Origin of the sequence: Streptomyces sp. NPDC127084 (genome assembly GCF_042724175.1) — a bacterium.
Classification (GTDB): domain Bacteria; phylum Actinomycetota; class Actinomycetes; order Streptomycetales; family Streptomycetaceae; genus Streptomyces.
The window spans coordinates 1-14638 of the sequence record NZ_JBHXFA010000164.1; the positions used below are offsets into that span (position 1 = coordinate 1).

At 70.4% G+C, this 14638-nt stretch carries 13 protein-coding genes; 9 read left to right on the forward strand and 4 right to left on the reverse strand.

The window, feature by feature from the left end; translation table 11 throughout:
- Positions 1-125: 125 nt before the first annotated feature.
- The 3 genes from ACFWI9_RS28415 to ACFWI9_RS28425 all read right to left on the reverse strand — a co-directional run bounded on the left by ACFWI9_RS28415 (position 126) and on the right by ACFWI9_RS28425 (position 2530).
- The gene (locus ACFWI9_RS28415; RefSeq protein WP_387166306.1) at positions 126-833 is read right to left on the reverse strand and encodes an alpha/beta fold hydrolase; all 708 of its coding nucleotides are present in this window, start codon (positions 831-833) and stop codon (positions 126-128) included.
- A 146-nt stretch (positions 834-979) separates the two neighbouring features.
- The gene (locus ACFWI9_RS28420; protein ID WP_387166308.1) at positions 980-1759 is read right to left on the reverse strand and encodes a phosphatase; all 780 of its coding nucleotides are present in this window, start codon (positions 1757-1759) and stop codon (positions 980-982) included.
- Between the two features lie 141 nt (positions 1760-1900).
- A complete protein-coding gene (locus ACFWI9_RS28425) occupies positions 1901-2530 on the reverse strand; it encodes a TetR/AcrR family transcriptional regulator (protein WP_387166310.1) in 630 nt (209 codons plus the stop codon).
- Positions 2531-2614: 84 nt separating this feature from the next.
- Here ACFWI9_RS28425 and ACFWI9_RS28430 point away from each other — a divergent pair, with 84 nt between their 5' ends.
- The 4 genes from ACFWI9_RS28430 to ACFWI9_RS28445 are packed head-to-tail and all read left to right on the forward strand — an operon-like array spanning position 2615 to position 8439.
- The gene (locus ACFWI9_RS28430; protein ID WP_387166312.1) at positions 2615-4231 is read left to right on the forward strand and encodes a carboxyl transferase domain-containing protein; all 1617 of its coding nucleotides are present in this window, start codon (positions 2615-2617) and stop codon (positions 4229-4231) included.
- Between the two features lie 38 nt (positions 4232-4269).
- Positions 4270-6333, forward strand: coding sequence for an acetyl/propionyl/methylcrotonyl-CoA carboxylase subunit alpha (locus ACFWI9_RS28435; protein ID WP_387166330.1), 2064 nt, complete (start codon positions 4270-4272; stop codon positions 6331-6333).
- Positions 6326-7270 carry a hydroxymethylglutaryl-CoA lyase gene (locus ACFWI9_RS28440; RefSeq protein WP_387166314.1) on the forward strand — a complete coding sequence of 315 codons (945 nt, stop codon included), beginning with the start codon at positions 6326-6328 and terminating at the stop codon, positions 7268-7270. Before ACFWI9_RS28435 ends, ACFWI9_RS28440 begins: the two co-directional genes overlap by 8 nt.
- Positions 7271-7272: 2 nt before the next feature.
- A complete protein-coding gene (locus ACFWI9_RS28445; RefSeq protein ID WP_387166316.1) occupies positions 7273-8439 on the forward strand; it encodes an acyl-CoA dehydrogenase family protein in 1167 nt (388 codons plus the stop codon).
- 164 nt (positions 8440-8603) lie between these two features.
- Here the strand turns inward: ACFWI9_RS28445 and ACFWI9_RS28450 are convergent, their stop codons facing one another.
- Positions 8604-8900, reverse strand: coding sequence for a hypothetical protein (locus tag ACFWI9_RS28450; protein WP_387166318.1), 297 nt, complete (start codon positions 8898-8900; stop codon positions 8604-8606).
- Between the two features lie 466 nt (positions 8901-9366).
- Here ACFWI9_RS28450 and ACFWI9_RS28455 point away from each other — a divergent pair, with 466 nt between their 5' ends.
- The 5 genes from ACFWI9_RS28455 (at position 9367) to glmS (ending at position 14585) form a co-directional block, all read left to right on the forward strand.
- Positions 9367-10410, forward strand: coding sequence for an ABC transporter substrate-binding protein (locus ACFWI9_RS28455; RefSeq protein ID WP_387166320.1), 1044 nt, complete (start codon positions 9367-9369; stop codon positions 10408-10410).
- A gap of 2 nt (positions 10411-10412) precedes the next feature.
- Complete coding sequence (locus ACFWI9_RS28460; RefSeq protein ID WP_387166322.1) at positions 10413-11270, forward strand: siderophore-interacting protein; 858 nt, start codon at positions 10413-10415, stop codon at positions 11268-11270.
- 197 nt (positions 11271-11467) lie between these two features.
- Complete coding sequence (locus ACFWI9_RS28465) at positions 11468-12328, forward strand: DUF4429 domain-containing protein (RefSeq protein ID WP_387166324.1); 861 nt, start codon at positions 11468-11470, stop codon at positions 12326-12328.
- Between the two features lie 77 nt (positions 12329-12405).
- Entirely contained in the window at positions 12406-12684 is a 279-nt protein-coding gene (locus ACFWI9_RS28470) for a hypothetical protein (protein ID WP_387166326.1), read from the forward strand.
- 83 nt (positions 12685-12767) lie between these two features.
- Positions 12768-14585 carry a glutamine--fructose-6-phosphate transaminase (isomerizing) gene (gene glmS, locus ACFWI9_RS28475; protein ID WP_387166328.1) on the forward strand — a complete coding sequence of 606 codons (1818 nt, stop codon included), beginning with the start codon at positions 12768-12770 and terminating at the stop codon, positions 14583-14585.
- Positions 14586-14638 lie beyond the last annotated feature (53 nt).

Sequence of the window (14638 nt, forward strand, 5' to 3'; positions counted from 1 at the left end):
GCCCCACCCCCGTCGGCCCCCTGCGGGCCTGGGGAGGCCCCACCCCCTCGGCCCCTGCGGGCCTGGAAAGGGGGCCCATGCACCGGATGCCGCTCCTTGACGGGCAAACCTTGCCTGACGCGGCACTAGACCGCGATGATCCGGGCGGTCTCCTCCGGGGCCTCCAGCATCATGTCGTGACCGCACGCGATGGTGCGGATCTCCCAGCCGTCCGAACGGGCCGCCGCGAGTGAGGCGTCAAGGCTCGGCAGCGGCGGTTCGGTGTGCCGCACGTAGACCCGGCGCAAGGCCGCGAGCGGACGCGGGTCGAACCGGACGGGATCCGTCTGGCAGCGGAACGGGAAGTCGGTGAGCCGGGGTCCCGCCCAGGCCCGCAGCCGCTCGTCCCGTACGCCCCACTGGGTGAGATACGAGGCGTCGGCGGGCAGATACCAGCCCTCGCCCCGCTGAGCGACCAGCTCGCGGTAGCGGAGCGCGACCTCGGGCGGCTCGACGTCCAGCAGGCACTCACCCGGCCGGACCAGGAAGCCACCCGCGAGCACCACGGCCGCCAGCCGGCCGGACGCGCGTTCCGCGACCGGCCCGGCCAGGATGCCGGCGTAGCTGTGCAGGACTAGGCGGACGTCGCCGAGGTCCTCGTACCAGATGAGATCCACCAGGTCATCGGTGTGAGTGGCGACGCCCACCCCGGGTGCCAGCTCGCGGTGGCGCTCGCCCTGGCCGGTCAGACTGGGGGTGAACACCCGGTGCCCCCGCCGGGTGAGCAGCTCGCGCACCGGGCCCCAGCACCAGCCGCCATGCATGGCCCCGTGGACCAGGACGTAGTCCGCCACATCCTCACCGCCTGCCCGCCTGCCCGCCTGCCCGCCTGCCCGCCTGCCAGAGCCTGGCGGTGCGGTCGGGCATACCGGGCGCTACCGCCACAACAGACATACCCTCACCTCATGGCGAGGGCGAGCGCACCGTCGCGGAGGGCTGGTCAGAGGAGTCCTGCCGCGTTGAGGAGGTACGCCGTCATCGGGTCGTAGAAACGCGGGTCCGTGACATGGTCGTCCAGCGGGACCGTCACCTGGAGGGTGCCCTCCGCCTCGCCGATGAACAGCGCCGGGTCGTTGCAGTCGGCGTAACCCACGGCGTCGATCCCGCGCTGGCCCGCACAGCCCGCCCAGCCGTGGTCCGCCACCACGAGGTCCGGCTGGGGCCGGCCCGCCCGGTGCAGCCCGTCCAGGATCGCGGCCATCGGTTCGGGCGAGTGGGTGTGCCACAGGGTGGCTCCGCGCTCCAGCATGGCGACGTCGGCGAACTGGAAGACCATGCCCTCGTCCGCCGTGAGTCCCGCCGGGATCCGCACGATCTCGCAGCCCGCGGCCCGCAGCGCGTCCGCGGTCTGCCGGTGCACATCGAGCAGCCCGCCGGGGTGCCCGGTGGCGAAGAGCACGGACTGTCTCGCGGCGGCGGCCTCCTTCAGCCGCGCCGCCATACGGTCGAGCGCGTCCACGGTCAGCTCGGGGTCGATGGTGTCCTGCCCGAACCGGTGCTGGGGATCGTCGATGACGCCGCAGCGCTCGGCCATGACGGCGAGCACGTCCTGCTCGTCGGTCCAGCGGTCGCCGAGTTCGAGCCCCAGCCAGTAGTGGCGGTCGCCGTTGGCCAGCTTGCGGTAGTGGGAGAGGTTGTTGTCGCGGGGCGTGGCGACGTCTCCGGCGATACGGGTGCGGACGAGGTGGTCGACAAGAGCGGCGCGGTTCGGTATCGGCATGTGCCCATTGTGCCGTCAGGTGTGCGGAGCGTGCCGTACGTCCCGCAGCGCGTCCGCCGCGAATGCGGCGGGCGCCGCGTACACGGGGGCGCTATGGAGCCAGGACGCCCACGCCGGCGCATGTCACGCCTGCGGTGGCGGTTACGCCGACAGCGACGCGAAGGCCCCGTGCGCCAGCTTGCGCAGCAGGTCCTCCATCGCGGTGCGCCCCAGCAGCCCGTTTCCGTACGAGCCGAGGTGCGGGGTGGAGTTCAGCAGCCCGAACACAGCGTGCACCGCCGCCCGCGCCTGGGCCTCGGGGATCTCCGGGTGGAGCTCGCGCACCACGTCCACCCAGAGCTCGACGTACTGGCGCTGGAGCTGGCGCACCAGCTTGCGGTCGCTGTCGCGCAACCGGTCGAGCTCGCGGTCGTGCAGGGTGATCAGCGGGCGGTCGTCGAGGGCGAAGTCGATATGCCCGTCGATCAGCGAGGCGAGCACCTTCTCCGGGGCTCCACTCGCGCCTGCCATGCCTCCCGCGCCCTCCGTACCGCCCGCCTCGGCGACCCGGCGTCTGCCGCCCTCCAGCAGCCGGCCGGAAATCCCGACCAGCAGCTCGGCGAGCATCGCGTCCTTGCCGGGGAAGTGACGGTAGAGCCCGGGGCCGCTGATACCGACAGCCGCCCCTATCTCGTCCACGCCGACCCCGTGGAAACCGCGCTCGGCGAAGAGCCGGGCAGCTTCCTTGAGGATCTGCTCGCGCCGGGTCGGGGCGTCGGTCCTGGTGCTCATACAACTGATTCTAGACAGGGCGGTTAGCGCTCGTTAACCTGAAGAGGATCGGTTAACGCTCATTAACAAGGAGAGGCTGGACCGATGCAGCAGGCACCTGTGCTGGCGAGTGCGGCAGATCCCGCGTCCGAGGCCTGGCAGGCCAATGAGGCGGCGCACCGCGAGCTCACCGACACGCTGCGCGCGAAGCTGGCCGCGGCCAGGCTGGGCGGCGGCGAGAAGGCCCGCGCACGGCACACCGCGCGCGGGAAGCTGCTGCCGCGCGACCGGGTGGACACGCTCCTGGACCCGGGCTCGCCCTTCCTGGAGCTGGCCCCGCTCGCGGCCGACGGGATGTACGGCGGCCAGGCCCCGGCGGCCGGGGTGATCGCCGGTATCGGTCGGGTCAGCGGCCGTGAGGTGGTGGTCGTGGCCAACGACGCCACGGTCAAGGGCGGCACGTACTACCCGATGACGGTGAAGAAACATCTGCGCGCCCAGGAAGTGGCGCTGGAGAACCGTCTGCCGTGCGTCTATCTGGTCGACTCGGGCGGCGCCTTCCTGCCGATGCAGGACGAGGTCTTCCCGGACCGTGAGCACTTCGGCCGGATCTTCTACAACCAGGCTCGGCTCTCGGGTGCGCGTATTCCGCAGATCGCGGCGGTGATGGGCTCCTGCACCGCGGGCGGCGCGTACGTCCCGGCGATGAGCGACGAGGCCGTGATCGTACGGGACCAGGGCACGATCTTCCTGGGCGGACCGCCGCTGGTGAAGGCGGCGACGGGTGAGGTGGTCACGGCCGAGGAGCTCGGCGGCGGTGAGGTGCACTCCCGGATCTCCGGGGTGACGGACCATCTTGCCGAGGACGACGCCCACGCCCTGCGGATCGTGCGGAACATCGTGGCGACCCTGCCCGAGCGCGGGCCGCTGCCCTGGTCCGTGGAAGCGGCCGAGGAGCCGAAGGCCGACCCGTTCGGCCTGTACGGAGTGGTCCCGGCGGACTCGCGCACGCCGTACGACGTGCGCGAGGTCATCGCGCGGATCGTGGACGGCTCCCGGTTCGCGGAGTTCAAGTCCGAGTTCGGGCAGACCCTGGTCACCGGGTTCGCCCGGATCCACGGCCATCAGGTCGGCATCGTGGCCAACAACGGCATCCTGTTCGCCGAGTCCGCCCAGAAGGGCGCGCACTTCATCGAGCTGTGCGACCAGCGCGGAATCCCCCTGCTGTTCCTCCAGAACATCTCGGGCTTCATGGTCGGCAAGGACTACGAGCACGGGGGCATCGCCAAGCACGGCGCCAAGATGGTCACGGCCGTGGCCTGCACCCGGGTTCCCAAGCTGACGGTCGTCATCGGCGGCTCGTACGGGGCGGGCAACTACTCGATGTGCGGCCGTGCCTACTCCCCCCGCTTCCTGTGGATGTGGCCGAACGCCAAGATCTCCGTGATGGGCGGCGAGCAGGCCGCGTCGGTGCTGGCGACGGTCAAGCGCGACCAGATCGAGGGCCGCGGGGACGAGTGGGCCGCTGATGAGGAGGAGGCCTTCAAGGCCCCCATCCGCGCCCAGTACGAGGAGCAGGGCAACGCGTACTACGCGACGGCCCGGCTGTGGGACGACGGGGTGATCGACCCGCTGGAGACCCGGCAGGTGCTGGGTCTGGCCCTGACCGCCTGTGCCAACGCGCCCCTGGGTGACCCCCAGTTCGGCGTCTTCCGGATGTGAGGGACTGAGGGACTGCTGTGGACTTCAAGGGACAGACGATGTTCGACACGGTTCTGGTCGCCAACCGCGGCGAGATCGCGGTTCGCGTCATCCGGACACTGCGCGCCATGGGGGTGCGTTCGGTCGCCGTCTTCAGCGACGCCGACGCCGACGCCCGCCATGTCCGGGAGGCCGACACCGCGGTACGGCTCGGTCCGGCTCCGGCGGCGGAGAGCTATCTCTCGGTGAAGCGGCTGCTGGACGCCGCGCGGCTCAGCGGCGCCCAGGCCGTCCACCCCGGCTATGGCTTCCTCGCGGAGAACGCGGCGTTCGCCCAGGCCTGTGAGGACGCGGGGCTGGTCTTCATCGGCCCGCCCGCGCAGGCGATCTCGCTGATGGGCGACAAGATCCGCGCCAAGGAGACCGTCCGCAAGGCCGGGGTGCCGGTGGTGCCCGGCTCGTCCGGGTCCGGGCTGACGGACGAGCAGCTCGCCGAGGCGGCCCGCGAGATCGGGATGCCGGTGCTGCTGAAGCCGTCGGCGGGCGGCGGCGGCAAGGGTATGCGGCTCACCCGGGTCGAGTCGGCGCTGCTCGAGGAGATCGCGGCGGCGCGGCGCGAGGCGCGGGCGTCGTTCGGCGATGACACCCTGCTGGTGGAGCGGTGGATCGACCGCCCCCGGCATATCGAGATCCAGGTGCTCGCGGACGGGCACGGCAACGTGGTGCACCTGGGCGAGCGCGAGTGCTCGCTCCAGCGCCGCCACCAGAAGATCATCGAGGAGGCGCCGTCCGTCCTGCTGGACGAGGCGATCCGGGCCGACATGGGCGAGGCCGCGGTGCAGGCGGCGCGCTCCTGCGGCTACCGGGGCGCGGGCACGGTGGAGTTCATCGTCCCGGGCGGTGACCCGTCGGCCTACTACTTCATGGAGATGAACACCCGCCTCCAGGTGGAGCACCCGGTCACCGAGCTGATCACCGGTCTGGACCTGGTGGAGTGGCAGCTGCGGGTGGCGGCGGGCGAGCGGCTCTCCTTCACCCAGGAGGACGTCCGGCTCACCGGCCATGCCGTCGAGGCCCGGATCTGCGCGGAGGACCCGGCGCGCGGCTTCCTGCCGTCCGGTGGCACGGTGCTGGCGCTCCACGAGCCGCAGGGCAACGGCCTGCGCACCGACTCGGGACTCAGCGAGGGCACCGAGGTGTCCAGCCTGTACGACCCGATGCTGTCGAAGGTCATCGCCTACGGCCCCGACCGCCGGACCGCCCTGCGCAAGCTACGCGCTGCCCTGGCGGACACGGTCACTCTCGGCGTGCCGACGAACGCGGGCTTCCTGCGCCGGCTCCTTGACCACCCGGATGTGGTCTCGGGCGAGATGGACACGGGACTCGTCGAGCGGGACGCGGACGGCCTCGTGCCCGACGGGGTGCCGGACGAGGTGTACGCGGCGGCGGCACTGCTGCGGCAGCCCGCTCCGCCCGGGGCGTCGGGCGGCTGGGTCGACCCCTTCTCGGTCCCCAGTGGCTGGCGCCTGGGTGGTGAACCGGCCGCGACCGTCCACCACTTCCGGGTGCCCGGCCAGGACCCGGTGGCGGTGCGGATGAGCGGAACGGCGGCGGGAGCTGCGTGCACCGTGGGCGACGCACCCGCGAAACCGGTGCGCCGGGTGCGCACGGACACCCGGGCCGGGCTCGCCGCGGCTGGCGGCGGAGCACGGGACCGGTCGGGCACCGTCACCGTCGAGGTCGACGGGCTCACCCACACCTTCCGGTACGCGACCGGCCCGGAGGGGAGTTGGCTCGGCCGGGACGGCGACTCCTGGCATGTGCTGCACCACGACCCGGTGGAGGCCTCGCTCAGCGGCTCGGCGCGCCAGGGCGCGGACACTCTGGCGGCACCGATGCCGGGCACCGTGACGGTGGTCAAGGTCTCCGTCGGTGACCTGGTCGAGGCAGGCCAGAGCCTGCTGGTGGTCGAGGCGATGAAGATGGAGCACGTCATCTCCGCCCCGCACGCCGGCACGGTCACCGAGCTGGACGTCACCCCGGGCGCCACCGTCGCCATGGATCAGGTGCTCGCCGTGGTGGCCCCGCACGAGGACGGAGCCGAGGAGGCGGGCGATGACTGACGGACTGCCGATGGAGGTGCCCGTCCCGGAGCTCCCGCCACGGGTGCGCATCCATGAGGTGGGCGCGCGTGACGGCCTCCAGAACGAGAAGGGGGTCGTCCCGACCGAGGTGAAGGCGGAGTTCATCCGCCGGCTCGCGGAGGCGGGCCTGACCACCATCGAGGCCACCAGCTTCGTACACCCGAAGTGGGTGCCCCAGCTCGCGGACGCCGAGGACCTGTTTCCCCGCCTCGGCGGGCTCGGCGACGGGGTGGCGCTGCCCGTGCTCGTACCGAACGAGCGCGGGCTGGAGCGCGCCCTGGCTCTGGGGGCGCGCAGGATCGCGGTGTTCGCGTCGGCGACGGAGACGTTCGCGGCCCGCAACCTCAACCGGACGGTCGCCGGGTCACTGGCCATGTTCGAGCCCGTGGTGGCCCGTGCGAAGGACGACAAGGTCCATGTGCGGGGCTACCTCTCGATGTGCTTCGGCGACCCCTGGGAGGGCAAGGTGCCCATCCACCAGGTGGTCCGGGTCGCCAAGCAGCTGATGGACCTGGGCTGCGACGAGCTGAGCCTCGGGGACACCATCGGTGTGGCGACACCCGGCCATGTGCTCGCCCTGCTCGCCCGGCTCAACGAGGAGGGTGTGCCCACCACCGCCATCGGGGTGCACTTCCACGACACCTACGGCCAGGCGCTGGCCAACACCTTCGCGGCACTGGAGCACGGCGTCACCACGGTCGACGCCTCGGCGGGCGGCCTCGGCGGCTGCCCGTACGCGAAGAGCGCCACCGGAAACCTCGCCACCGAAGACCTCGTGTGGATGCTCCACGGCCTCGGTATCGAGACCGGGGTCGATCTCGACCGGCTCAGCGCCACCAGCACCTGGATGGCCGGGCAACTGGGCCGGCCCAGTCCTTCCCGCACCCTGCGTGCCCTCTCCCCCAAGGAGTCCTAGCCATGTCGCTCGACCACCGTCTCTCCTCCGAACACGAGGAACTCCGGCGCACCGTCGAGGAGTTCGCCCACGATGTGGTCGCCCCGAAGATCGGCGACTTCTACGAGCGGCATGAGTTCCCCTATGAGATCGTCCGCGAGATGGGCCGTATGGGCCTGTTCGGGCTGCCGTTCCCCGAGGAGTACGGCGGCATGGGCGGCGACTACCTCGCCCTCGGAATCGCCCTGGAGGAGCTCGCCCGGGTCGACTCGTCAGTGGCGATCACCCTGGAGGCCGGGGTCTCGCTGGGCGCGATGCCGGTCTACCGCTTCGGCACCGAGGAGCAGAAGCGCGAGTGGCTGCCGCGGCTGTGCTCCGGTGAGATGCTCGGCGCCTTCGGCCTCACCGAGCCCGACGCGGGGTCCGACGCGGGCGGCACCAAGACCACCGCCGTGCGCGACGAGAGCACCGGCGAGTGGGTGATCAACGGCTCCAAGTGCTTCATCACCAACTCCGGCACGGACATCACGGGCCTGGTCACGGTCACCGCGGTCACCGGCCGCACCCCCGAGGGCAAGCCGCTGATCTCCTCGATCATCGTGCCCTCCGGCACTCCCGGGTTCACCGTCGCCGCCCCCTACTCCAAGGTGGGGTGGAACGCGTCGGACACCCGCGAGCTGTCGTTCGCCGATGTCCGGGTGCCGTTCGCCAACCTGCTCGGCGAGGAGGGCCGCGGCTACGCCCAGTTCCTGCGCATCCTCGACGAGGGCCGGATCGCGATCGCCGCACTCGCCACGGGCCTGGCCCAGGGCTGTGTGGACGAGTCGGTGAAGTACGCCAAGGAGCGGCATGCCTTCGGCCGCCCGATCGGCGGCAACCAGGCCATACAGTTCAAGATCGCCGACATGGAGATGCGGGCGCACATGGCCCGGATCGGCTGGCGCGACGCGGCATCCCGTCTCGTCCACGGTGAGCCGTTCAAGAAGGAGGCGGCACTGGCGAAGCTGTACTCCTCGACGGTCGCGGTGGACAACGCCCGCGAGGCCACCCAGATCCATGGCGGCTACGGGTTCATGAACGAGTACCCGGTGGCCAGGATGTGGCGTGACTCCAAGATCCTGGAGATCGGCGAGGGCACCAGCGAGGTCCAGCGGATGCTGATCGCCCGGGAGTTGGGCCTCACGGGCTGACCCTGCCCGTTCCGGGCCGACCTGCCCCGTCCGGACCGCCCACCGGACACGTCCGGTGTCCCCGTAGCGACCTTTCGGGGACACCGGGCTCAGGTCGGCGCAGGACGAGCCCTCGAGGCGTTCCGGAAGCGTCGACGGTCCGCCGCGACACCGTCGCCACCGGATCACTCATGGCCAGGTTCCTGCTTCCGTTTGAGCGCCGTGCAGACGGCCAGGACCGAGCAGAAGACGATGGTCGCCATGCTGGTGCAGAGTGCCGGGTTGATCCAGCCGGGCACCAGCTCGACCGCGGTCCCGTCGTTCCAGCGACATGCCAGGGACAGCGGGAACGCGCCCTCAGTGATCGAGTCCGGCCGTGCGGACGCCGACCTTCCGGCGGCCGCGGCACAGGCTTTCCCGGTCTGCGCGAAGCCGGATGTCGCCCCCGCCGCGTAGACGAGAAGGCAGACGGGCACGCTCACGAGCGCACCTGCGGCCCATTGCCATGCCCGCCTCGTGGGGCCTGTGACACGACGTGACGAAAGCATGCGCACGCACCGCAACGTCAGAAACAGGAATGCGACCAGGAAACCCAGGGGGATCAAGCCGGAGGATGCCATCGTGAACTGCTCAGGCCCCTCTTCCAGGTTGGCCAGGAAAGTGCTCTCCATCCGGGCCTCGGCCCCGGCACGCGCCCGGAGTGAGTCGGCGAACCCCCGCAGAACTCCGTGAGCTTTGCGCGGGACAACATGGCGGGCAGCAGGGTGCCGGACTCCGCGTCACGGTTCGATCCCAGGCGGCGAACACGCCCCTCCATTCCGGGTGTCCCCACGTGACCTCGATCACGAAGCGTTACAAGGGGCCTTTCAGCCAGACATCGTGTGAGGTTAGGCTAACCTCACACTCCTTGGTCGCTGGCGGCCCTGTTCGCAAGAAAGCAGATACTCCATGCCCAACGTCCGCGCTTCCCAGCTCACTCGCCGCGGCGTCCTCACCGCAGGCGGCGTCATAGGACTCGGCGCCGCCCTCACCGCGTGCGGTGACGACAAGAAGAAGGGCGGCACGGCCTCGGACGCCAAGAAGTCCGGCCCCTGGGAGTTCAAGGACGACCGCGGCCAGACGGCCAAGACGCCCAAGTCCCCGGCGAACATCGTCGCGTTCACCGGTGTCGCCGCCGCCCTGTACGACTACGGCATCGAGTGCAAGGGCGTCTTCGGACCGACGAAGACCAAGGACGGCAAGGCCGACATCCAGGCCGGCGACATGGACGTCAGCAAGCTGACGGTGATCGGCAACGTGTGGAACGAGTTCAGCGTCGAGAAGTACGCGGCACTCGCTCCCGACGTCCTGATCTCCACTCTGTTCGACGACTCGGGCACGCTGTGGTACGTCCCGGAGGAGTCCAAGGACAAGATCCTCAAGCTCGCTCCGAGCGTCGGCATCTCGGTGTACGACCGCCAGATGCCCGAGTCGCTGGGCCGGATGCTGGAGCTGGCGAAGTCACTCGGCGCCGACGTGCAGGCCGCCAAGGTCACCGAGGCGAAGAAGCGGTTCGAGGCGGCGGCCGAGCGGCTGCGCGCGGCGGCCAAGTCCAAGCCGAACATCAAGGTCCTCGTCGGCTCCGCCGCCGAGACCATCTTCTACGTCTCCGGCACGGACCTCTCCATCGACCTCGAGTACTTCAAGGCCCTCGGCGTGAACTTCGTCGAACCGCCGGAGGAGGCCAAGAAGGCCAGCGGCGGCTGGTTCGAGAACCTGAGCTGGGAGAACGTCGACAAGTACCCAGCGGACATCATCATGATGGACGACCGCTCGGCGACCATCCAGCCGTCCGTCCTGGACAAGTCGAAGCCGACCTGGAAGCAGCTTCCCGCGGTCAAGGCCGGTCAGATCATCCCCCGCACCCCTGAGCCCATCCTCTCCTACGACAAGTGCGTCCCGTTGCTGGAGACCCTGGCCGAGGCGATCGAGAACGCGAAGAAGGTCGTCTGACGATGACGGCAGCCGCAGCCGCCCCGTTCCGTTTCTTCCCACTCCAGGTCGTACGGACGCGGCGGCTCGGCCCCTCGCTGATACGCGTCACCTTCGAGGGAAAAGCGCTCGCGGACTTCGCGTCCGGAGGCCGTGACCAGTCGCTCTCCCTCTTCCTGCCGCATCCCGGGCAGGACGCTCCCGTGCTGCCGGAGCCTGCGGACAGCAGCACGGAGGCCATGTACGCCACGCTCGGCCACTGGCGTGCGATGCCCGCCGGCGAGCGCGCCGTGATGCGTTCGTACACGGTCCGGGAACAGCGCCCCGACACCGGTGAACACGGCGAGATGGACATCGACTTCGCCGTGCACGAGGACGGCGGCCCGGCCTGCCGGTGGGCGCAGCGGGCCTCCGCCGGAGACCGGGTGACCGTGCTCGGTCCCGCGGTCGCCGACAACACCGCCGTACGCTTCCGGCTGCCCGACGATGCCGACTCGGTGCTGATCTGGGCGGACGAGACGGCACTGCCCGCCGCATCGGCCATCCTGGAGTGGCTGCCGGCCGGTGTCCGCGCGCAGGTCTGGATCGAGGTCCCGCATGCCGGGGACCGCGTCGGGCTCACCACCGCGGCCGATGCCACCGTCACCTGGCTGGTACGGGACGAAGGCGCTCCGGCTGCCGTCGAAGCCGTCCGGGCCGCGGAGTTCGCGGGCTCGGCCCCGTACGCCTGGATCGCGGGCGAGTCGGCTTCGGTCAAGGCGCTGCGCCGCCATCTGGTGCACGACCGCGGGCTGGCCAAGCGCAGGGTCACCTTCGTCGGCTACTGGCGCAAGGGTCTGAGCGAGGACGCCCTGCGCGAGACACCCGACAGCGAGTCGTAGCCACGCGCACGGCCACTCACAGCCCTCATGTCGCCCGCCTGGTGAGCGTGAGTCAGATCGCTTCCGCCGCTGGGCGCCCTGGAGTTCCTCCGCGGGCGCCCGCCGCATGCGCGCCTGCTTCCCGCACCCCGGACTTCCGTGTGCGCGCCGCGCCGCGGAACCGGACCATCCGGGTGCCCGGTGCCAGAATCACCCGCATGGCGGAAATCATCGACAAGAGCGGCACCTGGACGTTCGACGGCGAGGGGGTGCGGATCGTGCCCGGCCATGACAAGGGCGTGAGCCTGCTGCGCCGCACTCTCGGCGAAATCCATGTGCCGCTGGGCGCGCTGGCCGGGGTCTCGTACGCGCCCGGCAAGAAGTCCGGGCTGCTGAAGCTCCGGATACGCGAGGGTGCCGACCCGCTGCTGGAGATCTCCAGAGGCAGGCTGGACGACGCGTCCGACCCTTACCAACTGAGCGTGTCACCGGAACGCGCGGGCGTCGCCGAGTACTTCGTGGACGAGGTCCGCAACGCGCTGCTGCTCGACGGAATCGGGGACGGGCCGGTGGACTCGTACCTGCTGCCCGGCCCAAGCGTGCCGCTCAGCGTCGGCGCGGGCGACGGGACCGTCACCTTCGACGGCGAGCGGGTCCGGCTGGAGTGGAACTGGAAGACGGACGACACCAAGGCGGCGGGCGGCCCCCGGGTACTGGATCTCGCCGATATCGTCGCCGTGGAGTGGCTGCCGGCGACCGGTCTGGAGAACGGCTACCTGCGGTTCCGGGCGACCCTGGCGGCATCGCCCCCGGCGCCGAAGTACGATCCGCTCGCCGTGGAGCTCTGGGGCTTCCGCAAGGACCCGCTGATGGCCGTGGTCGGGGCGGCCGTGCTCGCTCGGCTGCGGCAGCTCCCGGTCCCCCGGGACGCCCCGCCGCATCCGTCGCCCGCGACCACCGGCGACGACCACGACGTACTGCTGCGCAGGCTGCGCGAACTGGGTGAGTTGCATCACTCCGGGATACTGAACGACGAGGAGTTCGCCGCAGCCAAGCAGGCCGTTCTCAAACGCATGTAACCTTGATCACGCGAACTCCTGCCCGGAATCGGGCAGGAATCTTGCGTTCACCATGGGTCTCCCTCCAGTATCTACGGGTGCTCGATCGCCGCCCGTCGTCCCATGAGGACCTCATCGACCATCTGGTGCGCAGCACCGCGCTCCAGCGCGGTGAGGCGGTCCGGGTGGTGCTCGACGTGCTGGCGTTCTTCGACGAGACCACGGAGGACTTCGTCCGCCGACGGCACCGCGAGCTGCAGTCCGGAGGAGCCGTGAACGCGGAGATCTTCGACCGGATCGCGGCCGAGCTGCGGCACCGGGCCGTGGCACCGCCCGAGCTCACGCTCAGGCAGCTGCGCCGGATCGTCTACGGCTGATCGTCCGCGTCCGACCCGCGACACAGCGGAACACCCGGACGGCCGGGCACCACACCCATCGAACCTGGAGGGGCAAAGACTTTATGTGCGGAATCGTTGGTTACATCGGGAAGCGCGATGTCGCGCCGCTGCTGCTGGAAGGCCTGGCGCGGCTTGAGTACCGGGGATACGACTCCGCCGGCATGGTCATCACCAGCCCGAAGGCCGCCGGCCTGAAGCTGGTCAAGGCCAAGGGCCGGGTCCGGGACCTCGAAGCCCGCGTCCCCAAGCGCTTCACCGGCACCACCGGTATCGCCCACACCCGCTGGGCCACCCACGGCGTCCCGAGCGACCACAACGCGCACCCGCACATGGACCCCGAGAACAAGGTCGCGGTCGTCCACAACGGCATCGTGGACAACGCCATGGAGCTGCGTGCCAAGCTGGAGGCCGACGGGGTCGTCTTCGCCTCCGAAACCGACACCGAGGTGCTCACCCACCTGATCGCCCGCTCCCAGGCCGAGTCCCTGGAGGAGAAGGTCCGCGAGGCGCTCAAGGTCGTCGAGGGCACCTACGGCATCGCCGTGATGCACGCCGACTTCAACGACCGCATAGTCGTCGCGCGCAACGGCTCGCCGGTCGTCCTCGGCATCGGCGAGAAGGAGATGTTCGTCGCCTCCGACGTCGCCGCGCTGGTCGCCCACACCCGCCAGGTCGTCACCCTCAACGACGGCGAGATGGCCACCCTCAAGGCCGACGACTTCCGCACCTACACGACCTCGGGCACCCGGACCACCGCCACCCCGGAGACCGTCGAGTGGGAGGCCGCGTCCTACGACATGGGCGGCCACGACACGTACATGCACAAGGAGATCTCCGAGCAGCCCGACGCGGTGGACCGCGTGCTGCGCGGCCGTATCGACGACCGGTTCTCCACCGTGCACCTCGGTGGCCTCAACCTGGACGCCCGCGAGGCCCGCGGCATCCGCCGGGTCAAGATCCTCGGCTGCGGCACCTCGTACCACGCGGGTCTGATCGGCGCCGGGCTCATCGAGTCCCTGGCCCGTATCCCCGCCGACTCCGAGCCCGCCTCCGAATTCCGCTACCGCAACCCGGTGGTGGACCCCGACACCCTCTACATCGCCGTCTCCCAGTCCGGTGAGACCTACGACGTGCTCGCCGCCGTCCAGGAGCTCAAGCGCAAGGGCGCGCGGGTCCTGGGAGTGGTGAACGTGGTCGGCTCCGCGATCGCCCGCGAGACGGACGGCGGTGTGTACGTGCACGCTGGTCCCGAGGTGTGCGTCGTGTCGACGAAGTGCTTCACCAACACGGTGGTCGCCTTCGCGCTGCTCGCGCTTCACCTGGGCCGTATCCGGGACCTGTCGGTGGCCGATGGCAAGCGGATCATCGAGGGCCTGCGCAAGCTGCCCGCCCAGATCTCCGAGATCCTCGAGTCGGAGGACGAGATCAAGAAGCTCGCGGCCGAGTACGCGGACGCCAAGTCGATGATGTTCATCGGCCGGGTGCGAGGCTACCCGGTGGCGCTTGAGGCCTCCCTGAAGCTCAAGGAGATCTCGTACATCCACGCCGAGGCCTACCCGGCGTCCGAGCTGAAGCACGGCCCGCTGGCGCTGATCGAGCCCGCGCTGCCGACGATCGCGATCGTGCCGGACGACGAGCTGCTGGAGAAGAACCGCGCCGCGCTGGAGGAGATCAAGGCCCGTAGCGGCAGGATCCTCGCGGTGGCACACCAGGACCAGGAAAAGGCCGACCACACGGTGATCGTGCCGAAGAACGAGGACGAGCTGGACCCGATCCTCATGGGCATCCCGCTCCAGCTGCTGGCCTACCACACGGCCCTGGCCCTCGGCCGGGACATCGACAAGCCGCGCAACCTGGCGAAGTCGGTCACTGTCGAGTAGTCAGCCCCTGTCCGGTCGTACGGCAGAAGGCGTCCCCCCGCACACGCTGGTGC